The sequence below is a fragment of the Nostocoides veronense genome, from assembly GCF_039531185.1.
Classification (GTDB): domain Bacteria; phylum Actinomycetota; class Actinomycetes; order Actinomycetales; family Dermatophilaceae; genus Nostocoides_A; species Nostocoides_A veronense.
This window is the reverse complement of the sequence record NZ_BAAAPO010000006.1, coordinates 173240-197217: the sequence shown is the minus strand read 5'-3', so window position 1 is coordinate 197217 and position 23978 is coordinate 173240. Positions and strand designations below refer to the sequence as shown.

The 23978-nt window shown below is 68.5% G+C and carries 21 protein-coding genes; 7 read left to right on the top strand and 14 right to left on the bottom strand.

Annotated features, from left to right (window positions below):
* Positions 1-42 precede the first annotated feature (42 nt).
* Positions 43-591, bottom strand: a complete 549-nt coding sequence (locus tag ABD225_RS02045; RefSeq protein WP_344080495.1) for an NADPH-dependent FMN reductase — start codon at positions 589-591, stop codon at positions 43-45.
* A gap of 148 nt (positions 592-739) precedes the next feature.
* Between ABD225_RS02045 and ABD225_RS02040 the strand changes: the two genes are divergently transcribed.
* Positions 740-1192, top strand: coding sequence for a hypothetical protein (locus ABD225_RS02040; RefSeq protein ID WP_344080492.1), 453 nt, complete (start codon positions 740-742; stop codon positions 1190-1192).
* On the opposite strand, the gene ABD225_RS02035 is transcribed toward ABD225_RS02040, so the two are convergent.
* Together ABD225_RS02035 and ABD225_RS02030 are read right to left on the bottom strand one after the other, a co-directional pair.
* Positions 1153-1692, bottom strand: a complete 540-nt coding sequence (locus ABD225_RS02035; RefSeq protein WP_344080489.1) for an ABC transporter permease family protein — start codon at positions 1690-1692, stop codon at positions 1153-1155. The genes ABD225_RS02040 and ABD225_RS02035 overlap by 40 nt on opposite strands.
* A complete protein-coding gene (locus ABD225_RS02030) occupies positions 1653-2219 on the bottom strand; it encodes a hypothetical protein (RefSeq protein WP_344080486.1) in 567 nt (188 codons plus the stop codon). The genes ABD225_RS02035 and ABD225_RS02030 overlap by 40 nt, the downstream gene beginning before the upstream one ends.
* Between ABD225_RS02030 and ABD225_RS02025 the strand changes: the two genes are divergently transcribed.
* The gene (locus ABD225_RS02025; RefSeq protein ID WP_344080483.1) at positions 2181-2573 is read left to right on the top strand and encodes a LuxR C-terminal-related transcriptional regulator; all 393 of its coding nucleotides are present in this window, start codon (positions 2181-2183) and stop codon (positions 2571-2573) included. The two genes, ABD225_RS02030 and ABD225_RS02025, sit on opposite strands and share 39 nt — an antisense overlap.
* A 57-nt stretch (positions 2574-2630) precedes the next feature.
* On the opposite strand, the gene ABD225_RS02020 is transcribed toward ABD225_RS02025, so the two are convergent.
* From ABD225_RS02020 to ABD225_RS02005, 4 genes are read right to left on the bottom strand one after another with little or no spacing between them, the layout of a single operon-like run.
* A complete protein-coding gene (locus ABD225_RS02020; RefSeq protein WP_344080480.1) occupies positions 2631-3398 on the bottom strand; it encodes an SRPBCC family protein in 768 nt (255 codons plus the stop codon).
* A gap of 4 nt (positions 3399-3402) precedes the next feature.
* Positions 3403-4251: an FAD binding domain-containing protein gene (locus ABD225_RS02015; protein WP_344080477.1), complete on the bottom strand. Its 849-nt coding sequence runs from the start codon at positions 4249-4251 to the stop codon at positions 3403-3405.
* A complete protein-coding gene (locus ABD225_RS02010) occupies positions 4248-6725 on the bottom strand; it encodes a xanthine dehydrogenase family protein molybdopterin-binding subunit (protein ID WP_344080475.1) in 2478 nt (825 codons plus the stop codon). Before ABD225_RS02010 ends, ABD225_RS02015 begins: the two co-directional genes overlap by 4 nt.
* 1 nt (position 6726) lies before the next feature.
* Complete coding sequence (locus ABD225_RS02005; RefSeq protein ID WP_344080472.1) at positions 6727-7224, bottom strand: (2Fe-2S)-binding protein; 498 nt, start codon at positions 7222-7224, stop codon at positions 6727-6729.
* A gap of 114 nt (positions 7225-7338) precedes the next feature.
* On the opposite strand from ABD225_RS02005, the gene ABD225_RS02000 reads away from it, so the two are divergent.
* Positions 7339-7899 carry a GNAT family N-acetyltransferase gene (locus ABD225_RS02000; protein WP_344080469.1) on the top strand — a complete coding sequence of 187 codons (561 nt, stop codon included), beginning with the start codon at positions 7339-7341 and terminating at the stop codon, positions 7897-7899.
* Between the two features lie 434 nt (positions 7900-8333).
* Here the strand turns inward: ABD225_RS02000 and ABD225_RS01995 are convergent, their stop codons facing one another.
* From ABD225_RS01995 to ABD225_RS01975, 5 genes are all read right to left on the bottom strand, one after another.
* Positions 8334-13829, bottom strand: a complete 5496-nt coding sequence (locus tag ABD225_RS01995; protein WP_344080466.1) for an ATP-binding protein — start codon at positions 13827-13829, stop codon at positions 8334-8336.
* A 79-nt stretch (positions 13830-13908) separates the two neighbouring features.
* Positions 13909-15024 (bottom strand): XdhC family protein, encoded by a 1116-nt coding sequence (locus ABD225_RS01990; RefSeq protein WP_344080463.1) that lies wholly within the window; start codon positions 15022-15024, stop codon positions 13909-13911.
* Positions 15017-16129: a vWA domain-containing protein gene (locus ABD225_RS01985; RefSeq protein ID WP_344080460.1), complete on the bottom strand. Its 1113-nt coding sequence runs from the start codon at positions 16127-16129 to the stop codon at positions 15017-15019. The genes ABD225_RS01990 and ABD225_RS01985 overlap by 8 nt, the downstream gene beginning before the upstream one ends.
* Positions 16126-17010 (bottom strand): AAA family ATPase, encoded by an 885-nt coding sequence (locus ABD225_RS01980; RefSeq protein ID WP_344080457.1) that lies wholly within the window; start codon positions 17008-17010, stop codon positions 16126-16128. Before ABD225_RS01980 ends, ABD225_RS01985 begins: the two co-directional genes overlap by 4 nt.
* Before the next feature lie 27 nt (positions 17011-17037).
* Positions 17038-17874 carry an alpha/beta hydrolase gene (locus tag ABD225_RS01975; RefSeq protein WP_344080454.1) on the bottom strand — a complete coding sequence of 279 codons (837 nt, stop codon included), beginning with the start codon at positions 17872-17874 and terminating at the stop codon, positions 17038-17040.
* Between the two features lie 181 nt (positions 17875-18055).
* Between ABD225_RS01975 and ABD225_RS01970 the strand changes: the two genes are divergently transcribed.
* The 3 genes from ABD225_RS01970 to ABD225_RS01960 are packed head-to-tail and all read left to right on the top strand — an operon-like array spanning position 18056 to position 20139.
* Positions 18056-19120 carry an SPFH domain-containing protein gene (locus ABD225_RS01970; protein WP_344080452.1) on the top strand — a complete coding sequence of 355 codons (1065 nt, stop codon included), beginning with the start codon at positions 18056-18058 and terminating at the stop codon, positions 19118-19120.
* 14 nt (positions 19121-19134) lie between these two features.
* A complete protein-coding gene (locus tag ABD225_RS01965) occupies positions 19135-19446 on the top strand; it encodes a hypothetical protein (RefSeq protein WP_344080449.1) in 312 nt (103 codons plus the stop codon).
* A 21-nt stretch (positions 19447-19467) separates the two neighbouring features.
* The gene (locus ABD225_RS01960; protein ID WP_344080446.1) at positions 19468-20139 is read left to right on the top strand and encodes a GOLPH3/VPS74 family protein; all 672 of its coding nucleotides are present in this window, start codon (positions 19468-19470) and stop codon (positions 20137-20139) included.
* A gap of 60 nt (positions 20140-20199) precedes the next feature.
* On the opposite strand, the gene ABD225_RS01955 is transcribed toward ABD225_RS01960, so the two are convergent.
* Both ABD225_RS01955 and ABD225_RS01950 read right to left on the bottom strand, forming a co-directional pair.
* The gene (locus ABD225_RS01955) at positions 20200-20370 is read right to left on the bottom strand and encodes a hypothetical protein (protein WP_344080443.1); all 171 of its coding nucleotides are present in this window, start codon (positions 20368-20370) and stop codon (positions 20200-20202) included.
* A 63-nt stretch (positions 20371-20433) separates the two neighbouring features.
* Positions 20434-21447: a zinc-dependent alcohol dehydrogenase family protein gene (locus ABD225_RS01950; protein ID WP_344080439.1), complete on the bottom strand. Its 1014-nt coding sequence runs from the start codon at positions 21445-21447 to the stop codon at positions 20434-20436.
* A gap of 693 nt (positions 21448-22140) precedes the next feature.
* On the opposite strand from ABD225_RS01950, the gene ABD225_RS01945 reads away from it, so the two are divergent.
* The gene (locus ABD225_RS01945) at positions 22141-23973 is read left to right on the top strand and encodes an HNH endonuclease (protein ID WP_344080436.1); all 1833 of its coding nucleotides are present in this window, start codon (positions 22141-22143) and stop codon (positions 23971-23973) included.
* Positions 23974-23978: the final 5 nt, after the last annotated feature.

The following is a 23978-nucleotide window of genomic DNA, read 5'->3' as shown; positions in this document are numbered from 1 at the left end:
TACGCGGCCGCATGGCCGACCGCGTGGACTACACCGTGGAGATCAGCTCGCGAGTTGTCCGGCGCGGTTGGTCAGTTGGTCGAGGAGGGTCTTCAGTTCCTCGGGCCGGCGCTCGGCGGGCTGGAACCCCTCGGGGCCGAACTCGAGGAAGAGGTGGAAGGAGACCTGCTGGCGGACCCCGACCATGCGGAAGTTCGCGACGATCTGGCGCCAGTGCTCGACGGCGCGCACCCCGGCCTCGGCGCCATAGGAGACGAAGCCGACCGGCTTGTCGGCCCACTCGTTGCCGAGGGAGTCGAAGGCGTTCTTGAAGGCGCCGGGCACGGAGTGGTTGTACTCGGCGGTGACGAAGATGAAGGCGTCGCAGGAGCCGATCTTGTGGCTCCAGGCGGTGACGCGCTCGTCGTCGTACTGCTTGTTGGCCGCGCCGGGGACGGTGGCGCTGGTCAGCAGGGGCACATCGAAGGTCTTGAGATCGATGAGCTCGTAGTCGGCATCCCCGCGGGCCTCGGCTTGCTCAAGAACCCAGTTTGCGACAACTTCGCCGGTGCGGCCTTCGCGGATGGATCCAAGGATGATGCCGACGTGCATGGGGGTGCTCCTCAAGGGGTTGAACGGCGCCCCAACTCCGGGACGCTTGAACAATCAACAATAGCGGGAAAAGGCGGCAGCCCCTCGCCAAGAGACCGACGGATGCGCGATCCTTGACAGACCGCGCGCGGGACTTCGAGGAGGATCCATGGAGCAGGAACTCGCCGACCACCTTGAGCGCGTACGTGCAGCCCGGGGCGAACTCACCGAGTCGATCCGCGCCCTCGAAGATGCGCTGGCGCTGCCGGTGGGGTTGGGCGACGTATGGCGCCGCCGCTCGCGCGCCGCGTTGACGGAGTTGGCACACGACCTGCGCGATCACGTCGCGATCACCGAGTCCGCCGGGGGGTTGTATGACGACCTGCGCACCCGCGCCCCCCGGCTCGCCCTGACCGTCGATGCCCAGCTCGCCGACCACCAGTTCTTCCTCGTCGAGGTCGATCGGCTTCTGGCAGAGCGGGATTCGGGGCAAGCCGGTGACGACGCCGACGCCCACCGGCAAGCCGTCGGCGCCATGCTCACGCGCCTAACCCGCCACCGCCAACGCGGCTCGGACCTGATCTACGAGGCGTACGAGGTCGACATCGGCGGGTCCGGCTGAGACCCCTCACTCCCGGGCGGCGGCCAGGGTGATCGGCCGGGGCCGGGTCGCGACTCGACCGGCCAGCGCCGCCGCCCCGGCGCGAGGCACGCCAGTGCGAGGAGGACGATGCCACCCCATAGCGCCCACGGCACCGCGCCTATCGTTTGCGCGCTCGATAGCCCGAGCGCGCGGATGGCCGACAGCATCTGCACTGCGGCCACCATCGTGCCCAAGCCGATGCCGATTGCCGCTGCCACAACGGATTCCGCAATTCCGATCCGCGTGGCCTGTGCCCGCGTCAGCCCCCCGAGCCGGGCCAGGGCAAGTTCACGCGCACGCTGCGAGATACCCATGGGGGCGGCGGCAATGGCGCTGATGAGGGCATAGAGCCCGCCGAGGCCGGTCAGCGCCAGCATAAACTGGTCGTTGCCCGAGCGCATCGCGCTGTTCTGGGCATCGATCCAGGCCCCCACCGAACTCACCTCACCCAGCCCCGCCGCCTGGATGCGGGACTGCACGGCCGCTGCCGAGGCACACCGGGGGCGAGTTGAATCAACGTCTCGCTCGGCGCGTCCCGCAGCGCCTTGTCGGGCACGGTAGCGCGCGAGACGAGGAAGGTTTCGCTCGGGGCGAGGAGCACGGGTATGACGCCGGCTCGCGTCAGTTCGACGGAGCGTCCGTCGAGGATCAACCGCAGGTCGTGGAGCCGTCCCTGGTCCTCGTCGGCGGCGCTGACATAGATGAAGCCGGCTTTCAGTTCACTAAGAGCGGCGCGGTTGCGCGACCAGCGGTGGGTTGCGGCATACGCGTGCGGGTTGATGGCCGTCACCTGTCCGGTCCACTTCTGCCGCAAGGCATTCGGTGACCCCTTCGTGCCTTGCCACGCGACCAGCTGTCCAGGCAGGGTCGTGCTGGGCGACGCTAGCGCGACGCCCTCGACCTGTTGCAGTTGCGCGGTGCGATCCCCCGGAGAGGTCACGACGAGCTGGGCGTCGATGAGGTCGTGGTGTTCCGCGCGCGCACCCACCGCGATCGCGCTCGTCATCCCGGGCTGGCCATCCTGCTCAAGGACCGCATCGCCGACGTCGCGCAGTTCGTCGAGACGGTGCGCCAGGTGGCAGCGGGCGCGACGGTCATCGACCCGCAGGTGGTCCGGCAGTTGCTGCGCCGCGAGGATCCGACCAGTCGCCTGGCCCCGCGCGACCGGGAAGTGCTTTCCCTTGTCACGGAGGGACATTCCAATGCCGCCATCGCGGCGCAGCTCTTCGTCACCGAAGCGGCCGTCGATAAGCACATCGGCAACATCTTCAGCAAGCTGGGATTGCCGCCCAACGAGGATCAGAACCGGCACGTGGTGGCCGTGCTGACGTATTTGGATGGCCGGAGCGCGACCGGGTGAGTGTGGTGTTATCGCGGTCAGGACATCGATAACACCACACCCGACGTCCTGCTGGGATCAGCCGGGGAGCTTGCGACCTAGCTTCCAGCCGAGATAGAGACCAACGAGCCCGGCCGCCAGATGTGGGGCGTACGCGCGGGCGACGACCGGGAGGACCGTGGCACCGAGGTCGATGGCGTCGTCCTGGGCGGGCGCCCCGGACGCGCGGGTCGGCATCCGGGGTGGCTGGCCGATGGGAGCGCTCAGCTGCTCGGTGACCTCCGGAGCGTCGCTGCCCTCCCCCGGGCTGGCGCCATCCGCTGCGCCGGCGATGGCGACGTCGTCGGGGCTGGTGCCGCCGAAGACCGCTGCAGGAGTGGGCGTTTCCTCGGCCGGCACCTGCGCAAAGCGGCCTTCGATGCAGGTGACGAACTGCTGCAGCAGCTTGTCCGAGACGTCCTGCATCACCCCGCGACCGAACTGGGCGGGCTTGCCGGTGATCGCCAGGTCCGTGGTGACGTCGACGCGGGTGTGCTCGCCGCCATCGGCCGGGGTCAGGTGGACGGTGACGGTGGCACCGGCAGTGCCGTTGCCGCGCTTGTCCTTGCCCTTGGCCTCGATGACCGCGCGATGGGCGGCGTCGTCACGCTCGATGAACTTGCCCGCGCCCGTGTAGACCAGGGCGATCGGCCCGAGCTTGACCTTGACGGTGCCGGTGAAGCCCTCGTCGGTGACCGACTCGACCGTGGCGCCGGGGAAGCACGAACCGACCTGCTCCAGGTCCATGAAGGTCGCCCAGGCCGCGTCGAGCGAGGCGGGGACGACGAAATCGTGGGTGAGTTCCATTGGATCAGTCTGCCGCCGCGAGCACCGCCCGGCGCGTGAAGACGGTCGCCAAATGTTTGCGATAGTCGCCGTCTCCGTTGAGGTCGCTCGGCGGGTTGGTGCCGTCGGCGGCCTTTGCACACGCCTCGGCGATGGCCTCGGCACTCGCCTGCTTGCCGGCGAGCGCCGCCTCGGTTGCCGTCGCGCGGAGCGGCGTCGAGCCCATATTTGTCAGCCCGACACGTGCCTCGGCGATGGCGTCGCCGTCCATCCGCACCGTCGCGGCAACCGCGACGATGGACCACTGGTGCGCGACCCGGACGAACTTCTCATAGGCCGCGCCCCACCCGGTGTGCTTGGGTATGCGGATCGCCGTGAGCAATTCGTCCTCGCCGACAGCGGTGGTGAACAGGTCCTCGAAGAAGTCCGCTGCCGCGACCGTGCGCTCACCGCCCGGTCCGGCGATGACCAGTTCGGCATCGAGGGCGAGCACCGGGGCACCGACGTCACCGGCCGGGTCGGCGTGCACGAGCGCGCCGCCGATCGTGCCGCGGTGGCGGATCTGCGGGTCGGCGACGGTTTCGATGGCCACCTTGAGCAGGGCTGCGTGCTCGGCCACGAGCGGGTCGGTGAGGATGTCGGCATAGGCCGTCATCGCGCCAATGACGATTGCGTCGCCGTCCTCGCGGATCCCGCGCAGCTCGGCAATCTTGCCGAGGTCGACGATCTTCTCCGGGGCGTTCAGGCGCATCCGCAGGATCGGCAACAGCGACTGCCCGCCGGCCAGCACCTTGGCGTCATCCGAATCGGCTAGTGCCGCAAGGGCATCCGCAACCGTCTCGGGGGCTGCATAGTCGAACGCTGCGGGGATCACTGGGCGTTCCCTTCTCCCGTGGAGCCGGGATCGGCGTTATTCGGTGCGGCCTCGTCGAAGTGCGGCTGGGCCTCAGTGGTGGTTTCACCATCGTGCGAACCCGCCGACTGGATCGCCTTCCACACCCGCTCCGGCGTGCACGGCATGACGATGTCGTGGATGCCCAGCGGTCGCAGCGCATCGACAATGGAGTTGACGACGGCCGGCGTCGAGGCGATCGTGCCAGCCTCGCCGACGCCCTTGGTGCCAAGGGTGTTTGTCGTCGACGGCGAGGTGGTGTTCTCGGTGACGAAGGAGATCGTGTCGGCTGCGGTCGGGAGGGTGTAGTCGACGAAGGAACCGGTCACCAGGGTGCCGTTCTCGTCATACACCGCCTCCTCCCAGAGCGCCTGCGCGATGCCCTGCACCAGGCCGCCATGCACCTGACCCTCAACGATGAGCGGGTTGATGACATTGCCGATGTCGTCGACGCAGACGTACTTGCGCATCCGCGTCTGGCCGGTCTCCGTGTCGACCTCCATCGCGCACAGGTGCGTGCCGTGCGGGAAGGAGAAGTCGTCCGGGTCAAAGGTCGCGTCCGCGTCGATGCCCGGCTCCAGGCCCTCGGGGTAGTTGTGCGAGGCGAAGGTCGCGAGCGCGATATCGGTGATGCCGATGCCTTGATCGGTGCCCTTGACCCCGAACCGGCCGCCGCTGAACTCCAGGTCGTCGGCATTGGCTTCGAGCAGATGCGCGGCGAAAGCCTTGGCCTTCTCGATCACCTTGTCCGCGGCACGGACGACGGCCTCACCACCGACGACAAGGCTGCGTGAGCCATAGGTGTCCAGACCCTTGTAGGCGACCTGGGTGTCGCCGTGCAGCACCTCGACATCCTCGAAGGGCACGCCAAGCCGGTCGGCGACGATCTGGCTCCACGCCGTCTCGTGGCCCTGGCCGTGCGGGCTGGTGCCGGTGATGACCTCGACCTTGCCGGTCGGCAGCATCCGGATCGACGCGCTCTCCCAGCCACCGGCGCCATAGGACAGCGACCCCAGCACCCGCGAGGGCGCCAGACCGCACATCTCGGTGAAGGTCGAGACCCCGATGCCGAGTTGGACGGGGTCACCGGATTCGCGGCGGGCGGCCTGCTCGGCCCGCAGCTCGTCATATCCGAACAACTCCTTGGCGCGCGCGGTGGCGGCTTCGTAGTTGCCCGAGTCGTAGGTCATGCCCGCGACGGAGGTGAAGGGGAACTCCTCGTGCTTGATCCAGTTCTTCTCCCGGATCGCCAGCGGGTCGACGCCGACCTCGGCCGCGAGCTCGTCCATGATCCGCTCAATGCCGAAGGTCGCCTCGGGGCGGCCGGCGCCGCGATAGGCATCCACCCAGGCGGTGTTCGTCAGGACGGTCTGGCAATTGAATTGGTAGGCCGGGAACTTGTAGATCGCGTTGAACATCCACGCGCCGAGCACCGGGACGCCACCACCGACGATCGCGACATAGGCGCCGAGGTTGGCGATCAGTTCCACTTTCAACCCGGTCACGGTGCCATCCTTCGTAGCGGATAGCGTGAGCTTTTGGTACTGGTCACGGCCGTGGTGCGCGGAAACCAGTGACTCAGAACGGGTTTCGGTGTATTTCGCGGGCTTGCCCAGGCGCCGCGCCACCGCGAGGGTGATGAACTCCTCGGGCGTCGTTTGCAACTTGCCGCCGAAGCCGCCACCCACATCGGGGGCGATGACCCGGATCTTGCTCTCCGGCATACCCGTGGTCGCCGCGATGAGGAAGCGCAGGATGTGCGGGATCTGTGTCGCCGTCCACATCGTCACCTGCTCGCCGGTGGGGTCGACGACGGTGGAGCGCGGCTCCATAAAAGCCGGGATGAGCCGCTGCTGGCGGTACTCGCGCTCGATGACGATGCCGTCCTCGCGCGCGGCCGCGATTGCCTCCTCGACATCGCCGCCCGTGCCGGCCTCGGCCGAGTCGAGCTTCCAGAAGGCGCTCTTGTTGGTGCCCTTGTCAGGATGCGCGAGCACCTCGTCCTTCATCGCCTCCAGGCCGTCGAGGACGGCGGGCAGCACGTCATAGTCGACATCAACCAACTCGGCCGCATCGCGCGCTTGCGCGGCGGTGCGGGCCACGACGACGGCGACGATCTCGCCGGCGCAGGCGACCCGCTCCCCGACCATCGGCAGGTGGTCTGGGGTGACCTGCTCGGGCGTGATCGGCCAAGCGTTCGCGCACGCCCCCATACCGTCCGGGAAGTCCGCGGCGGTGTAGACCGCGATGACATTCGCGGCCTCTTTGGCGGCGCTGGTGTCGATGCTGGTGATCCGCGCGTGGGCAAAGGGGCTGCGCACCATGGCGAGGTGCACCATGCCGGGCAACGTGATGTTGTCGGTCCACTTGGTGCGGCCGGTGATGAGGCGCTGGTCCTCCTTGCGCAGACGGCGATTGCCGATCTCGGCACTGGGGCGGTCGTCGACAGTGGTCATCTCAGGCACCTGCCGCACTGCTGGAAAGGGCTGCCGCATTGGGCGCCTTCGCGGCGGCCGCGACCGCCTTGACGATGTTGTGGTAGCCGGTGCAACGGCACAGATTGCCCTCGAGCCCGTGCCGGATCTGCTCCTCCGTCGGGTCCGGATGATCGATGAGGATGTCGATGCCCTGCATGATCATCCCCGGGGTGCAGAAGCCGCACTGGAGCGCGTGGTTTTCGTGGAAGGCGCGCTGCATCGGGTGCAACTCACCGTCCTGCGCGAGGCCCTCGATGGTGGTCACGTCGCGGCCATCGGCTTGCACCGCAAGGACATTGCACGATTTGACGCTGCGGCCGTCGAGGTGGACCGTGCACGCGCCGCAGTTGCTGGTGTCGCAGCCGATCACCGTCCCGACCTTGCCGAGACTCTCGCGCAGATACTGCACCAGCAGCATCCGTGGCTCGATGTCGTCGGTATACCTGTCGCCGTCCACGGTCACCGTGATGCGCGTCATTCGGAAAACTCCTTCGTCCCGCCGAGTGCGTCCCCCGATCCTTGCCCACCGGGGCGGGGTCTGACAAGGGTTGCCGCACCGAGGTATGCCGGGTGGCTGGGGCAGGATGGCGCCATGCCCTTGGCCACCCCCACACTGCATACCCACCGGCTGCACTTGCGGCCGGTGGAGGCGCGCGATGCCGAGCCCCTCCTGGCGCTGATGAGCGACGTGGAGGTGATGCGGTTCTGGGATTCGCCTCCGTGGCAAGAGCTCGGCCAGGCCGAGCGCTTCGCCCAGCGCAGTGCGTCGATGGCCGACGACGGGTCGGGTGTGCGCCTGACGATCGAGCGCGCCGACGACGAGGCCTTCCTCGGCTGGTGCGCCGTCGGTGGGTATGACGAGGACTTCCGCCTCGCGACCGTCACCTATGTCCTGTCTCGCCACGCGTGGGGGCACGGGTATGCCACCGAGGCGATGGCGGCCGTCGTGGACTGGGCCTACCAGAACCTCGACCTCAACCGTCTGCAGACCGAGGTTGACACCCGGAATCCGCCATCCGCGCGGGTCTTGGAGAAGCTCGGTTTCACCCGCGAGGGCACCCTGCGCGAGAACTGCATCGTCGACGGCGACGTCTCCGACTCGTGGATCTACGGCCTGATCGCCTCGGACCGCGAGGTCCCAGGTCGCACCTAGCGCATCAGCTAGTGCAGGGGCCGGCCGGGGTGTCCCTGACGACGAGGTCAATGCTGCCCTGCGCTCCACTGAGCCAGACCACGCGTTGCCCTTGATCGGCGGCAAAGAGGATCGCGCCGCCCCGCCGTGGACCCCGCCACCGGGATAGCCACACCGCTCACCTGGTCCGGAGCGGCCGGTGCGCCGAGACTGGCGCCGGGAGGCGGAGCGGTGGTGGCCCGGGTTGTGGCCCCGGCGAGGGCTGGAGCAGCCGTGGCGAGCATGGGCACGGCGACGAGCATGGCCACGATGGAGTGACGACGATCAGACACGACAACAAACCCCTCCTGCGTGCGGCTCGGCCACGGTGGTCGCCGCGCCCGAGGGGTGGCTGTGCCTCCCGTCCCTCCTGACGCCGTCACCAGGCGGATGGTTGGGGGGTTGCGTGGAATTGCCTAGCCAGCGTCGAGCGCGGTGATGATCCGGGGGCGCAAGGACTCTGGCGCGATGACTTCATCGACCGAGCCGACGTCCACCGCACGGTGGATGTTGTGGACGCCGTCGAACTCAGCCGCAACGGTGCCGACCATTTCGGCACGCACCGTGGAGCGGACATCGGCCAACTCGTTGGCGATCACGCTGCGCTCGGCGTCGCTTGCCGAGGCGAGCTTGGCCTCGAGATCCGCCACGCGCGGGTCGGCGCTGGTGCGCGCGTCGACATCCCGGCTGAAGACGACCGCCGCGGCTGGGGCGCCGCCGATCACCGAAGCAAAAGAGCCCTCGATCGCGAGCACCGTCATCCGCGGATTCAACGCCTTGGAGAAGACGACGAAAGCGCCACCGTGATAGCGCGAGATGACGACGAAGACGATTGGGCCCTCGAAGTTGACGATGGCCCGGCCTATCTCGGCGCCATACTCCAGCTGCAGATTGCGCATGGAGTCCGGCGAGCCGTCGAAGCCGGAGAGGTTGGCGAGGACGACCAGCGGCCGGTTGCCGGACGCGGCGTTGATGGCACGGGCAACCTTCTTCGATGACCGGGGGAAGAGCGTGCCTGCGGTGTAGGTGTCGGGACCGTCGGTGGGCGGGAAGCCCCGCCGCGGAACGGATTTCGACTCGATGCCGATGAGGCAGACCGAGTGGCCACCGATGCGCGTGTCGGCGACGACCGCCGTCTCGGCGTCGGCCATCCCGGCCCAGCGCTCCAAAAGGTCGTGGTCTTGATCGGCGAGCGCGCGCATGACAGTGCGGATGTCGAAGGCCTTCTTGCGGTCCGGATTGGTGGCCGGGGACCAGATATCCCCGACGGTCGTGAAGTCGCTGCCCGCGAGCTGGTGGGGGTATGTCGTGACATCCCGGTCGACCGGGTCCTGCGTCTTCGCGTGCCGCGGACCGGCCTCTCCTGCAGCGATATAGCTTGCGTCATAGTGCGCCAGCAGCACGTCAAGGGCGCCGGCCACGTCGCGCGCCCAATATTGCGCCTGCCCGTTGGGGCCCATGACGCGGTCATAGCCGCCGATGCCGAAGTTGTCCTCGGCGCTGACGCCGCCGGAGAAGTCGAGGGATTGCTTGCCGGTCAGCACCATGGCGCTGTCCGGCGTCATGACGAGGATGCCCTTGGTGTGCATGAGCATCGTCGCTTCGGCATTCCAATAGGGCTGGGCGCCGACATTGATGCCCGCGACGACGATATTGATCTCGCCGCCATCCTGGGTGAACTCGACAATTCGCTTCAGCGCCTTGGCAATCCAGTCCATATTCTCGGTGCCGGAGTCCATGGCGATGCGGGCGCCTGCCGACAGCGCGAACCACTCGACCGGGACGCCCATCTCTTCGGCTAGGTCGATGCCGGCCATGATGCGGGCGCACTCGGCTTCGGCGATGGAGCCGAGGGAGCGCAGCGGATCGCCGCAGAGCAGCACGCGGGAGATGCCCTCAGGATGCAGGGCCGTCGGGGTGGAGACGACGGCCGCGATGATCCCGGCCTTGTTCTGGCCGTAGGGCCGGTCGACTGGCACGAGGGTGCCGGAGTCGTCGAGGTCGTATTCGGTGACGGTCCCGCCGTCGCCCGCGATGAAAGTATGCAGTTCGTAGGGGTAGATCGTCCCGCGGCGGCGGGCGCGGACGACCTTCTCGGCATACCCGTCGAGGGGGGCGACCCTCTCGGTTGCGGGCGGCTCGACGGAGAAGACAACGCCCGAGCCCGGCTGGTAGCTGAAGCGCGCAACGATCGGGACGGTGCGTGCGCCGGCCGCGGCGATGCGCCCTTCGACGCGCACCTCTTCGATGCCGGCACCCGCTGTCATCGGCGCGAGTTTGCTTTGGAGAGAGGTGAGTTGGTCTAGGTCTGCGTCAACCGGCGGCCAGATGTGGACCCAGACGTGGTTCATGTCGAGACGGTTCGAGCGGGTCGACATCGTCGCGCGGGCACGCCGGATGGCTTCCAGGCATTGCGCCAGGGCACGTTCAACATGGGGCAGTCCGGTGACCCGTCCCGACTCGTCGCGGGCCACGGCCGACTGGCGCACCTGGGCCATGGCGACGAGGCGTTGGTCGTCGGGATTCTCCCGGCCGACGCAGTGCAGCAGAACGACATCCTGGGGCGCTTCGAGCCGCGTGAGGGTGAAATCGCGCAGGCGCCAGAGGTTCAGGCGACGCCCGACCATCGGGTGCACATCGCGGACGGGGAGGTCCTCAATCAGCGTGCCATCCTCCTGCGGGCGGAGCGTGACATAGCCGACTTCGGTCGCTGCGTCGCGCACGAGACCGACGGCGATCCGACGCAGGCGGTGCACGAAGGGCAATTGCGCGAGCTGCGCGGCGACCGCCGCAGAGGCCGCGTCGGGGTCGCTCGGCAGGTCGGGCGCGAGGACGTAGATATCGACGACGCGTTCGCGGTCACCATCGACCGCCTCGACCTCTGCCGTCAGCGCGCGGGTCAGAGCGCCATCCGGCACCAGCTCCGACAACTGTCCAAGGGTGGAGATCAGGTGGGTCGGACGGCCGTCGAGGGCATAGTCCGCGCTCGCGAAAGGCCTTGATTCGACGTGATACTCGCGCAGTCCCGTGAGTTCGTACTCGCGATAGTGGCGACGCACGAGCACCGACAGCATCGGCTCGGATGTGGGGACACCGTCGATGAGTCGCGCGCCGAGGAAGGAGACGATGCGCTCAGGGATGTCGGCCAGGGCCTCCAAGCGCGCCGTGCGTTCGGGACCCTCCGGCACATTGTCGAGGGCGTGAATTTCGGGTCCAACCTCGGCGAGCACTGCGGATCGCTCGGCGTTGACGGCCGGCTGGTCGAACCACCGGAACCGCACGCTGCGCGCGAGGTCGCCGACGATGGGGAAGCGAAGCTGGGTCGCCAGGACCAGCCGGTCCAGGACAGCGCGGACTGGCTCGGCGAGTTCGGCGGAGGGGACCGGCTCGGTGATCCACTTCTGCAGCAGTGCCGTCGCCATCCGGGTCTCCGGCGCGGAGCGCTGGCCGGCGAGGAAGACACGGAAGATCGCACGCTCCAACTCCGGTGTGCGATCCAAGCCGTCGACGCCATAGTGCCGCAGCACTCGCTGCAGTCGGTCGCGGAATTGCTGCGGGAGGCCGCCGCGCTCCGGGTCGAGGCTGCGAAGGAAGGTCTGGAAGTGCTCGCGTGGCGAGTGCACCCGGGTGTCGTCATGCACGTCTTCGTCGGCCGGCCGGTTGCGGCTCAACTCGGCGAAGTCGGCGAAGGTGGCGAGCAGTTCGAGCTCCTGCCCGATCTGCGAATCTCCTTCGGAAACCAGCTGTTCACGCGCCGCGAGGTAGTCGCGCAGGGCGCTATCTGCCGCGGGCCCCTCGACGTCATAGCCCTTGAGCATGCCGTCGAGCAGCTCGCGACCCGCGGCCGCCGCGGCTCGGTGATCGGTCGCTGCAGCCCGGGGCAGGTCGAGAACCGCGGTGGCGCTGGGAGCGGCCTCCTCCGCGTCGTTATCGCTGACCGGTTCCAAACGCGCCAGCGGCGCGCCGGTCTCGACTTGCGTGCCGGCCTTGACGAGGAGTTCCTTGACCCGCCCCGCGAACGGAGAGGGCACGACCGTCTCCATCTTCATCGATTCCAGCACCAGCACCGGCGCGCCGGCGGCGACCTCATCGCCCACCGAGACCGGCGTTGCGACGACCAATGCCGGAGCCTGCGAACGAATGACCCCACCCTCGTCGCGGCTGACCCGGTGGGCGACGCCGTCGACCTCGATCATGTGCACCGGGCCGTGCGTCGCCGTGATGAGACGGTAGGTGCGCTCGCCGATGGCGAGGCGAGCGACATACTCCCCCAACCGATTTAGGCCCACCTCGGCCGTATGCAGTTCGCCCCCCGCGTCGATGACGCTGCGGAAGCGGGTCGGGCTGAGGCGATAGGTGGTGACCTTGTAGGAGGCGCCGCGCAGCTTGAGTTCGACGGGTGTGCCGACGGCGTGCTGCACCTGCGGCCGGCCGCCACGCGCGGTCTCCAGGAGGCGGGCGCGCTCGATGGCCTCCTCGTCCTCATACGCCTCGATGCCGGCGGCGATCAACGCAATCGCGGAATGGGCTTCGCTGATCAGGCCACCCTCGCCGCGGGTTCGGTCGATCCAGCCGGTGTCGGCGCTGCCATCGATGACGGCGGGCTGGTCCAGCAGATCGAGAACAAAACTCTTGTTGGTCGCGCCACCGTCGATGACGACGGTCGTTTCGCGCATGGCGCGGCGCAGCCGGGCCAGCGCCTCGTCGCGGTCACGGCCATAGGCGATGATCTTGGCAATCATCGAGTCGAAGTCGGCAGGGATCGAATCCCCTTCTCCCACACCAGTGTCCACGCGGATGCCGGGACCATTGGGGAAGTCGAGCAGGGCGATGCGACCCGGCGCGGGGGCGAAGTCCCGGTCGGGGTCCTCGGCGTTCAGGCGCGCCTCGACGGCATGGCCCTTCTCGGCCGTCTTGTCCCCGGTCAGACGCTCGCCGCCGGCGATCTTGATCTGCAGCTTGACCAGATCGGTGTCGGTCGTGACTTCGGTGATGGGGTGTTCGACCTGTAGCCGGGTGTTGACCTCGAGGAAGGCGAAGGTGCCGTCATCGGGCTGGAAGAGGAACTCGACGGTGCCCGCTCCGGCATACCCCACGGCGATGGCGAGCCGCTCGGCGCTCTCCTTCAAGACAGTCGCCTGCTCCGGCGTCATGACGACGGAAGCAGACTCCTCGATGACCTTCTGGTTGCGCCGCTGGACCGAGCAGTCGCGCACGCCGATCGCCCAGGCGCTGCCCTGCCCGTCGGCGATGACCTGCACCTCGACATGCCGAGCGCCAGTGACGAGCTTCTCCAGGAAGACCACGCCGGAGCCAAAGGCGCGCTGCGCCTCGTCGCGGGTCAGTTGGTACGCCGCGGCCAACTCCTCATCGGAGGTCACCTTGCGGATGCCGCGGCCGCCGCCCCCCGCGGTGGCCTTGAGCATGAGGGGATAGCCGATCTCGGCTGCGCTGGCTTGCGCTTCCTCGAGGGTGTCGACGCCGCCGCGGCTCCACGGCGCGACGGGCACGCCGACCTCCTCGGCGATCAGCTTGCTGCCGATCTTGTCGCCGAGTTTGCGCATGGCCTCCGGGCTCGGCCCGATGAAGGTGACGCCGATCCGGGCGCAGAGCTCCGCGAACTTGGGATCCTCGGCGACGAAGCCCCAGCCGACCCAGGCGGCATCGGCGCCGGTTTCTTGCAGCGCCTTTTCGAGCAGGTCGTAGTTCAGATAGGGCCGCTCGCTCGCGGGGCCGAGGTTGTAGGCGATATCGCTCTCGCGCACGAACATCGCGGCCTTCTCGCCGTCGACGTGCAGGGCGATCACCTGGATCTGGTGGCCATCCGGCGATTCGGCGTTGAGGTCACGCACGGCGTGGATGAGGCGCATAGCGGCCTCACCGCGGTTGACGATGGCGATTCTCGAGAACATCCAGGCGGCCTCTCGGGGTGAATTGCGGCGGTCTGTTCCAGACTAGTGGCGTGCATCACAGGGCGCGGTGTTGGTCCGGCTATCGGTGGATCGGGCCGTCCGTGGCGCGCAGCCGCTCGCCGGCGCCGCCCCAACGCAGGGCAATGATTTCGGCGGCGATGCTCACCGCCGTCTCCTCAGGGGTTCGAGCGCCCAGATCGAGCCCGATCGGGCTGGAGAGCCGCGCGAACTCCTCCTCGCTCAGGCCGGCCTCCAGCAGCCGGGCACGGCGATCGTCGTGAGTGCGCCGGGAACCCATCGCCCCGACATACGCCACCTCTAGGCGAAGCGCGACCTCCAGGACGGGCACATCGAACTTGGGGTCGTGCGTCAGCACGCAGATGACACTGCGCTGATCGACGGCTCCGGCGGCGACCCGGTCGACGAGATAGCGGTGTGGCCACTGCACGACGACCTCGTCGGCCGCCGGGAAGCGGCTGTGCGTGGCGAAGACCGGGCGGGCATCGCAGACGGTCACGCGGTAGCCGAGGAAGGAGCCGACCTTCGCGACGGCGGCGGCGAAGTCGATGGCGCCGAACACGAACATCCGCGGCTTGGGGGCGAAGGAGTTGACGAAGACCCGCATGCCTTCGCCGCGCCGCTCGCCGTCCGGGCCGTACTCGAGGGTGTCGCTGCGACCCGCCGCGAGCAGGCCGAGCGCGTCCTCGAAAACCGCGTCCGAGGAGCGCGCCGACCACAGATCCGTATGCCGTTCGTCCCCCGGTTCGATGATGACCCGCTGCCCGATGTGCGTGGGGTCGGGGTGCGCGACGACGGTCGCGACGGCGATCGGCCGCTCCGCCTCGATCGCCTCGACGACCGCACTGAGTCCGGGGAAGCTCTCGCGAGACACTTCCTCGACGAAGACATCGAGAATGCCGCCACAGGTCAACCCGACGGTGAATGCGTCATCATCGCTGACGCCATACCGTTGCAGCACAGGGGTTTTGGACGCGATGACCTCCTGGCCGAGTTCGTAGACCGCGCCTTCGACGCAGCCGCCGGAGACCGACCCGACGACGCTGCCATCGGTCGCAACCATCATCGCGGCGCCGGGTTCGCGCGGAGCCGATTGGAAGGTCGCGACGACCGTCGCCAGGGCGACGCTCTCCCCCGCTGCCCATCGCGTATGCAGTTCGTCCAGGATGTCACGCACTGCCGATCACCTCGCTCAGCTCGTGGAAAGTCGCCAGCGAATGCCCGGCGAGGAAGTCGTCGCAGTGCGGAAGGGCAGCGGCCATGCCCTGCTGGACCGGCGCATAGCCGTCCTTGCCACGATGGGGATTGACCCAGATGACGCGATGCGCCAGCGTGCGCAATTGCCGCACCTGTTCGCCCAATGCCTCCGGTTGGTCGCGTTCCCAGCCATCGCTGACGATGACAACGACCGCCCCGCGCACCGGTCCGCGTCGGCCCCACGCCCGCAGGAAGGCCGCCAGGCCCTCGCCAAGCCGGGTCCCCCCGGACCAGTCGGGCACCACCTCGCCCGCGGCGATGAGTGCGCGGTCCGGATCGCGCACCGTGAGGGCCCGCGTGATGTGCGTCAGCCGCGTGCCGATCGTGAACACCTCCACCGGTCCCCCCGCCTGGACGAAGCGCTGGGCCAGGCGGAGGAAGGCATCGGCATACGCGCTCATCGACCCGCTGACATCGATCAGCAGGATCACTCGCCGCGGTCGGTCGGTGCGGCGACGGTGTCGAATCGGGCCCGGCTCACCGAGCCGCCGCACCTGCTCTCGCAGGGTGGCGCGCGCGTCGATGCGGCCGCGTCGCGCGGCACTCAGCCGCGGCGACGTCCGCGTCGGCGCATGGACGGGTATGGCAGCGAAAAGCCTTGCCAGCGCGTTCCGTTCGCGTTGGCTGAGGCGGGCGATATCGCGGTGGCGCAGGACTTCGGTGGCACTGGCCATGGCGGTGACGAGATCGTCTTGGTCGCTATCGTCGGCCGCTGGATCGGCATCCTTCTCGATTTCCGCATAGGGCTGGTTGTGCACTGGCGGCGGGGCGGGGAGCAGGCGAGCGAGCTCGCCGCCGAACCACGCTTCATACACCTGATCGTGGCGGGCGAGGTCGTCCTGCGAGGCGCAGAGCGTCGCCCGGCCGGCGACGAGCACCGCCCACGGATCCGTGATGTCAAGGGCGCGGACGGCCTCGAGATAGCCGCGTTCGCGATCAGCCGTGACCCGCACGCCGGCCGCCCGCACCGCCCGCGCAAAGGCGAGCAAGATGGCATCCGGGGGGTTCACTACGGGTGTGGTCATCGCGCCAGGATCCGATCCAGGGCGGCGCGAACTTTCTGGGCGTCCTCGCGGTGCTTGACGGCGACTCCCAGTGTGGCAGCAGCGGTTTCGAGGTCGAGGCGGCCGCCGAGTTCACGCAGCGCTCGCGCCCAATCGAGGGTCTCGGCAACACCGGGCGGCTTGATGAGACCGGGCTCCTGCCGGACCGCGTGGACGGTGCGAACGAGCTGGTCCGCGAGGTCGGCAGAGACTTCGGGTGCTCGGCTGCGGACGATCGCGAGCTCACGTTCCAGTGACGGATGATCGATCCAGTGATAAAGACAGCGGCGCTTGAGGGCGTCGTGCAGTTCGCGGGTGCGATTGGAGGTGAGGACCGCTATCGGGGGCGTCTGCGCGGTGATGGTGCCGAGCTCGGGAATGCTGACCTGCCAGGTGCTCAACACCTCCAACAGGAAGGCCTCGAATTCGTCATCCGCCCGGTCGATCTCGTCGATGAGCAGAACGCACGGCGCTTGGGTGAGCGCCTGCAGAATCGGTCGGCGGACAAGGAAGCGGTCATCGAAGAGTCCCGCCTCGACGTCGGCCAGATCACCATGTCCCCCAACGGATTCCACCGCACGCAGGTGCAGGATCTGCCGGGGGAAATCCCAGTCGTAGAGCGCCTGGCTCGCGTCGATCCCCTCATAGCACTGCAGCCGGACCAGGGGTATGCCGAGGCCCTCCGCGAGTGCCTCCGCGAGCGCTGTCTTGCCGGTCCCGGGTTCGCCTTCGAGCAGCAGAGGCCGGCCTAGGCGCAAGCCGAGCCAGCCGATCGTGGCCAACTCGTCGTCGACGACATAGCCGGTGTCGCGCAGAGTGGCGGCGAGGGCAGCTGGGTCTGGTAGGTCGCTGGCCGGGTCCATGGGGTCAGCATCCCCCATCCACGGCGCTCAATGGCAGGAGGCGATGCCTTCGCGGACGAAGGTGGCGACCTCGGGGTGCTTGCTCAGCAGTTGCCGCGAGTGATCGGCGGTCTCGACGTCGAGGGTCTGCGCCTCGCCGCCGGCCGCGTCCACCGCATCGATAACCGCATTTGCATCGCGGACGATCGGCGGATTCTTGGTCTCCCAGGCGACCCAGGTGTTGGGCACGACCTTCTTCAGAGCGTCGCCGCGCACCTCACCCGTGCTGTCCCCAGAGAGCAGGACCGGGGAGATCGAGACGACCGCGCACGGCTGCGGGCTGAGGTCCGGGAGGGCGGCATACACCACGGAATTGCCCATCGAGGAGGCGACAAGCACGACCTCGCTCACCCCGGCGGAGCGTTCCTTGGTCGCCGCGGCGACCAGGTCGGCCGGCTCCTTGGTCAAGCTGGGCGTGCCTGGCGAGGAGCCGCGGCCGCGGCGGTCGAAAAGCAGCACGCGGGCGCCGGTATCGGCGCTCGTCTGGGCCGCCCAGGGCAGCCAATCGCAGATCGTTTGCGAGGCGCCGTGGCGCAAGATGACAACGGTTTTCGCTGTCGCAGAACCGGTTTCGGCGGCGCCCAGAGTGAAGCCGTCGGCTGCTGCGATGGTGGTGCGGCGGGCCGCGGCGAGGGTCGTGGCGTCGAGATCAGCGCACTGTTCGGCCAGACCGGTGTCGGCGGGGACGGTCTTGCTCACCCCGCGCCAGGCGGTCAGGCGCAGCGCGAGAATGGCGACGACACCGAGCGCGAAAGCGACCATGAGGATCGCCAAGGCACGCCCGATGATCAGGTTCTGGCGAGAGACGGGCGGATCGGACGGCATACCCGCTGACTTTAGGTGGTGATCGTGCGGGCCCTCGCCCGGAGTTCGGCGAGCCGCAGGGGCGGCGAGGGAACCGGCGGCTGGCAGACTGCGTCGCAGCACCAACCGACGCGGGGGGCGCCGGGCCCAGCCCACGGCATACGTCCTCCGCAACAGCCTGCCCGAGAAGGAGACCTGGCCGATGGCCAAGCCGAATATCAGCCCCGTGACCACGCCCGGCACCAGCACGCGCCTCGGCGGCGCCCTTGGGGGCAAGTTCACGGGTGCGCTCAAGAGTGTGGTGGTCATCGGCGTGCTCGCCGCGATCGTCATCACCTTGCTCAATGTCGTGCGCACGGTCGCCTCGCCGGCCGATGAGGTGGCCGTGCACAAGGGCGGCGGCATCATCGAGGCGCCGAACTCCAAGGGCTGTGTCGCTGCGAACTCCCGCGAGATCCGGCGGCCGGGCGACAATTACTACTGGTATCCGGCTTCGCAGCGGACTTACAACTTCACCGGCGGCGAGGGCGCGGACCACGGGCCGTTCTCGGTGGTCTCGAAGGACTACCAGCCGCTGGACGTGCCGGGGTCGGTTGAGTTCACGCTCAATGTCGACTGCGAGGTGCTGACCCGCTTCCACGACGCGATCGGCAACCGCTATGGGGCGTACTACACCGGCTCTGACGAGTGGAGTGAGACGCCGCGCGGTTGGCAGACCATGCTCGACCTCTACTTCGGGCCGGCTCTCGACGCGACGCTGGACCGGGTGGCGAAGAAGTACACGTGGAAGGAGCTCTATGCCGATCCCACGATCAAGGACGAGATGAACCGCGCGGTCAACGAGCAGCTCGCCGCGCTGATTCAGCAGAAGATGCCGGGCGAGGATGAGTTTTTCAAGGGCTTCTCCGCGCTGATCCAGCAGCCGCAGCCGGCCGAGACGCTGGTCCAGGCGCTTGGCGACGAAGAGGCCGCAAAGGCGCAGGCAGCAGCGGCGAAGGCCAAGGCGGTTGCGGACGCCGAGACGCAGCAGGCCAAGGCGGTGGCGGACGCGGAGGCGGCCAAGAAGGCGGCCGAGGCGCAAGTCGCGGTCAAGGAGGCCGAGGCCAAGATCGCCAAGCTGGAGGCGCAGATTCGCGAACAGGAGATCGAGCCTTTCGGCACCGTGCGCGACTACAACAACTGGCTGGCGATCCAGCGCGGGCTGAACCCCTACCAGCCGACCTATGGCGGCTCGGTGCTCGCGCCCGGCTCCACGCCGACCCCCTAAGGGATGCTGCTCGTATGCGGTTGCTCCCCTATCTGCTGATTGCCGCTGGCGCCCTGGCCGCGCTCGTGCTGCTGATGCGCGAGGGGTCGGGCGGGTCGGAGGGCTCGGTTGCGGGGGAGGCGGGGTCGGGTTCCGGGGAGCCGGCGGGGCCGCTAGCGGGGGACCCGGCGGGGGCGCGCGAGATTCAGGATGCGCGCCCGCCGGCCCCGCCAACGCCGCAGCAGCAGGCCTGGCGATGGACGTGGACGATCCTGGGCATCGTGGTCGTGACGTCGCTGGTCATCTTCGGCCTGGTCCTCATTGCGCGGGCGATCTGGGACTTGTAAGCCTGTGCGTAGGGTGGCGAGGTGCTGATCGCGGAAGAGTTCATGCTCCTGGCCCTGGCCGAGGACACCGGCAAGAAGCGGGTCTGGGATATGTCGGTGCGCCCGGCGATTGCGGCGGCGATTCTTGTGGAACTGATCCACCGGGAACGGCTTGGCGTTTCGGCTTCGGATTTGCCGCGAAAGGAACGTGAGCGGCTGACGCTGGTGCTCGATTCCGCGACGGAAGACCGGATCCTCAATGAGGCGTTGACCGATGCCATGCGCTTTATCGGCAAGCGCCCGGGCGATGTGATCACGCGATGGAACACGTGGGGCATGAGTAGAAAGATGCAAGCTCAAGTGCTGCAACGGCTCGTGGACTCGGGTGTGGTGCGGCGTGAAAGCGCTCGTGTGGCAGGGATTTTCGAGGTCGACCGGTTTCCCGAGGTGGATCCCGCGCCGGAGCAGGAGATTCGTGCGCGGGTCAACGCGGCGTTGCTCGGCGCGGACCCCGACCCGCGCACGGCCGTGCTGATCTCGCTGCTGCTCGCGACCAAGCTGCTGCCTCAGGTGTTGTCGCCGGAGACCAATCGGCGGGCCGCGATCCGCCGGGCGAAGCAGATCGCCGAGGGCGAGTGGGCGGGTGGCATGGTCAAGAAGACGCTGGAGCAGATCTTCGCCGGGCATGCCGTAGCGGCGACGGCGTCGAGCTAGGCCGGGTAACGAGACTCCCGGAGGGGGAACTCCTGGAGGGGGTCTTGCGTGGCCGGGCGGTCAGGTGAGCTGGACGAGGAGTTCGCGGGCGTCATACACACCCGGGATCGGGGATCGCTCGCACTCGCAGGCGTCGTCGCACGGCAGGTAGGTGTGCGCCGCGTGCCCGCAGTGCAGGCACGGCAGGTCATGGCTCAGGTGGCGAGGGCTCTCCTCGACTAGGTCCCACATCGTTCTCCCCCATCTTGGGATGTTCTTGTGGGAGACGAGTGCTCGGCGTGCTGTGGTGATACGTCAGCGCTGCGGATCGATCGCGGCCTTGACGGCGCCGGGAAGTTTGGTGGCGCCGAGGGCCTGCTCGAAGTCACCGAGGCCGAAGGTGTGGGTGACGATGCCGTCCGTGCGGACCCGGCCGGAGCGCAGGTACGCGAGGGAGCGGTCGAAGCATTCGATCTGGGCGAAGGAGCCCTTGATCGTCAGCTCACGAGCGAAGATTTCATAGGGCGAGAAGGGGACGAGGTCGTCGGCGTCGGCCATGCCGTAGACGAGGACGGTGCCGCCCATCCGGGTCAGGCCGGTGCAGCGGGCGAGGACTTCGGGCGCCCCGGTAGCTTCGACGACGACATCGAAACCGCTGGGGGCCAAGGCTTTCAGTTCCTGGAAGGCTGCGTCTTGGTCGCCTCGTGGGAGCAGAACGGTGTGGTCGGCGCCGAAGTGATGGGCGAGCTCAAGCTTGTGCGGGCTGGGTGCGGCGACGGTGATGCGTGCGGCGCCGCCGTGCAGGAGGAGTTGGGTGAGCAGCAGGCCGGTCGGGCCAGCCCCGAGGACGAGGACATCGCTGCCCGGAGTGAGGGCCAGCGTGTCGGCCCCATGGACCGCGCAGGCGAGTGGCTCGGTAAGGACGGCGACACTCGGATCGACGCCAGCGAGGGGGAAGCACTTGCGGGCCGGCGCGACCATGAGTTCGGCGAAGCCACCGGGCGCATTGCAGCCGAGGGAGCGGAAGGCCGTGCAGTAGAGGGTTTGCCCGCGGCGACAGTATTCGCAGGACAGGCAGGTGTCGGTGTTGTCGACGGCAACGAGGGTGCCGGCGTCGAGGCCGTGCGCCGTGTTAACCAATTCGGCGACGATTTCGTGGCCGGGGATGAGCGGGTAGGTCGCCATGAAGCCGCCCGCGAGCAAATGCTTGTCGGTGCCGCACACGCCCGTGAGCACCGGACGGAGCAGCACCTCGCCCGGTGCGGGCTCGGGGTCGGGCCAGTCGGTGATGTCGATGTCATTGGCCTGGCGATAGACGACGGCGCGCATGTCCCCACCCTTCCCGCCCGGCCGGGCCGGGTGCAAGAGCTGACCATGGTGCGGGGCTGGCTTGCGTTGGCTGGGAGGTGCGCGGGTCAGGGGGTATGCCGGATGCGTGGTCATGGTGCGCAGCGGGTGACCGGGGACGCCCGCGCGCTTGCCGTCGGCCGGACGAGGCCGTCACATTCGGCCCACATCGTCACATCAACCTGACGATCCCGGCCCAACGTGACGAGTTCGGGAGAGCGAGTGCCGGGTGGCGTGGGGACCACCGACCCGATCAGGTGACGAACCACCCATCGCCCGCGGCACCTGGCGTGCTTCGAGGCTCCGGAGACTCCCGCGGGAGGCGCGCTGAAGAGCCGAACTGTCGCCGGCGATGCCCTGGTGGCGTTCGCTCATGACCTATGGTGTTTTTAGCCCCGTGCGTGAGGCGGTGCCCCTGGCGCGAGGCGCTGTCGCGGGCGCGAGGCGCTGTCAGCTGAGCGGGAGGCTCTTGCAGCCGAGCGTTGATTTCGCAGCGGAGAACAGGTCTTGCCGCGGGGCCTCGTCATAGCGCTGCTCGGCTGCGAACTAGCTGCCCCGTCGCGATATGAGCGCTCGACCAGGAGCCTGTCCTTTCGCGCGAATTCGATTGCCCACCAATATTTTTCACCAGTCAAACCCTTGCGATAGCGGATCGAACTGGTGTACCATTTGAAAATGACGGCGATGGCGCAGCACCCCACAGACGGGCCCCTCGGGCCCGTTGCCGGGCTGCGCCCCGCGGGTGCTCGTGAGGGGTTGACTCCGCTCGATGACGCGTGGTGGCCGCCGCTGGATGTCGAGGAGTTGGTCGCCGATTTCGAGGCGTGGCAGGACGAGCTCGGCTGGGATGACGTGGACGAGGCCGACGAGCGGGACTCGTGGGCGCTGGCCGCGACCGAACCCCGCTGGTGCGACCAGCCGGCCGGTCATGCCTCACCCGTCGCGGAGGTCCGGGACCTGATCGGTTGGCTCGCTGGGCTCGTGCCGAATCATGCCGCCGATGCCATCGAGACTCCCGGCGACGAACCCAGCCTCGCGGAGTTGATCGACCTGATCACCGGGCTCGAACACATCAAAGGCGCGATCGCCGCGACCCAAGCCCGCGCGACCGCGCAGTTCGGGCGGGCGACCGTGCGGGAGGCGCTCGCGAACCGGGCCTCGCTCCCCAAAGCCCGCTCCTCCATCGCACCGCAGATCGCGCTCGCCCGCCGCTGCTCCCCCGCGACCGCCGACCGGCACCTCGGACTCGCCCGCGCGCTACCCGGGATGCCGCACACGCAAGCCGCATTGACCGCCGGAGTCATCGACGAACGGTCCGCCGCCGCGATCGTCCGCGAAACCAATGTCCTTAACCCCGAGCTGCGGGCCCGGGTGGATGAGTTGATCGCGCCACGGCTGGCGACATCGAGTCTGAAACAACTCACCGGTGCCGCCGCGCGCTACGCCGCGGAACTCGACCCCGCCGCTGTCGTGGCCAAACACGAACGCGCAATGTCGGAACGGGGTGTGTGGACCCGCCCCGCACCCGACGGGATGGCGTACCTGTCGATCTTCGGGCCATTGACAGGGATCGTCAGCGCGTATGCCGCCTTGCACCGGCACGCCACCGCGGTCGTCGCCGGCCACCACGAAACCGACGACGTTGAGACTCCCGCTGACCCGCTCGCTGAGCGGACCCACACCCAGGTCATGGCCGACGCCGCGCTGCGGTGGCTCGCCGGTCTCACACCCGGCCAGGCCTGCCCCGTCGCCCTCAACCTCGTCATGCCCGCCGAAAGCCTCTTCGCAACGGAGCCTGCCAACACCGACGACGACTCCGCCGCCGCGAGCAACGAGAACACCTCAACTGAACAAGCCCAACGCCAGGCGCGGGACACTGAACCGCCGACAGCAGGCCACGACAACGTCCAGCACACGTCAGACCTCGCCGCCACACGCGGGATGAGAAGCACCGAGACACCCGCCCGGATTCCGAGACACGGCATACTCCCCGCCGCACTCGCCCGACGGCTACTGCTCCACGGGTGCGAACCACCCGACCCAGCGGGATCTGCACCACCAGAAAAGGATTCGCTGACCGCTGCCCCGGACATCAGCCCACCCTCCGCACGGCACGCAGCCGAGCCGGCGCAGGTCTTCCTGACCAGAATCTTCACCAGCCCCGACGGCCGCGACCTCCTCGCGCTCGACGCCACCGCCCGGCTCTTCCCACCCCGCCTCCGCGCCGCCCTCATCCTGCGCGACGACACCTGCCGCACGCCATACTGCGACGCCACCATCCGCCACGCCGACCACATCCAGTCGGTCGCCGAGGGCGGGCCGACCTCACTGCGCAACGGGCAAGGACTATGCGCCCGCTGCAACTACACCAAAGAACTCGATGGCTTCACCACCCGAGTCGTCGAAGCGAGGCACGAGCACGGGGCCGGACCGCATACCCATGTCACCGAGGTGACCACACCGACCGGCCAAACGTATCTCTCCGTCGCGCCCCCACTGCTCGACTGAGCGCG

Excerpts from the sequence above, each read along its gene's own strand:
- ABD225_RS02000 (WP_344080469.1), top strand. The coding sequence starts at position 7,339 with ATGCCCTTGGCCACCCCCACACTGCATACCCACCGGCTGCACTTGCGG.
- ABD225_RS01945 (WP_344080436.1), top strand. The coding sequence starts at position 22,141 with ATGACGGCGATGGCGCAGCACCCCACAGACGGGCCCCTCGGGCCCGTT.
- ABD225_RS02010 (WP_344080475.1), bottom strand. The coding sequence starts at position 6,725 with ATGACCACTGTCGACGACCGCCCCAGTGCCGAGATCGGCAATCGCCGT.
- ABD225_RS02020 (WP_344080480.1), bottom strand. The coding sequence starts at position 3,398 with ATGGAACTCACCCACGATTTCGTCGTCCCCGCCTCGCTCGACGCGGCC.
- ABD225_RS01950 (WP_344080439.1), bottom strand. The coding sequence starts at position 21,447 with ATGCGCGCCGTCGTCTATCGCCAGGCCAATGACATCGACATCACCGAC.
- ABD225_RS01975 (WP_344080454.1), bottom strand. The coding sequence starts at position 17,874 with ATGCCGTCCGATCCGCCCGTCTCTCGCCAGAACCTGATCATCGGGCGT.
- ABD225_RS02030 (WP_344080486.1), bottom strand. The coding sequence starts at position 2,219 with ATGACGAGCGCGATCGCGGTGGGTGCGCGCGCGGAACACCACGACCTC.
- ABD225_RS01980 (WP_344080457.1), bottom strand. The coding sequence starts at position 17,010 with ATGGACCCGGCCAGCGACCTACCAGACCCAGCTGCCCTCGCCGCCACT.
- ABD225_RS02045 (WP_344080495.1), bottom strand. The coding sequence starts at position 591 with ATGCACGTCGGCATCATCCTTGGATCCATCCGCGAAGGCCGCACCGGC.
- ABD225_RS01995 (WP_344080466.1), bottom strand. The coding sequence starts at position 13,829 with ATGTTCTCGAGAATCGCCATCGTCAACCGCGGTGAGGCCGCTATGCGC.
- ABD225_RS01955 (WP_344080443.1), bottom strand. The coding sequence starts at position 20,370 with ATGTGGGACCTAGTCGAGGAGAGCCCTCGCCACCTGAGCCATGACCTG.
- ABD225_RS02005 (WP_344080472.1), bottom strand. The coding sequence starts at position 7,224 with ATGACGCGCATCACGGTGACCGTGGACGGCGACAGGTATACCGACGAC.
- ABD225_RS02040 (WP_344080492.1), top strand. The coding sequence starts at position 740 with ATGGAGCAGGAACTCGCCGACCACCTTGAGCGCGTACGTGCAGCCCGG.
- ABD225_RS01965 (WP_344080449.1), top strand. The coding sequence starts at position 19,135 with ATGCGGTTGCTCCCCTATCTGCTGATTGCCGCTGGCGCCCTGGCCGCG.
- ABD225_RS01985 (WP_344080460.1), bottom strand. The coding sequence starts at position 16,129 with ATGACCACACCCGTAGTGAACCCCCCGGATGCCATCTTGCTCGCCTTT.
- ABD225_RS01970 (WP_344080452.1), top strand. The coding sequence starts at position 18,056 with ATGGCCAAGCCGAATATCAGCCCCGTGACCACGCCCGGCACCAGCACG.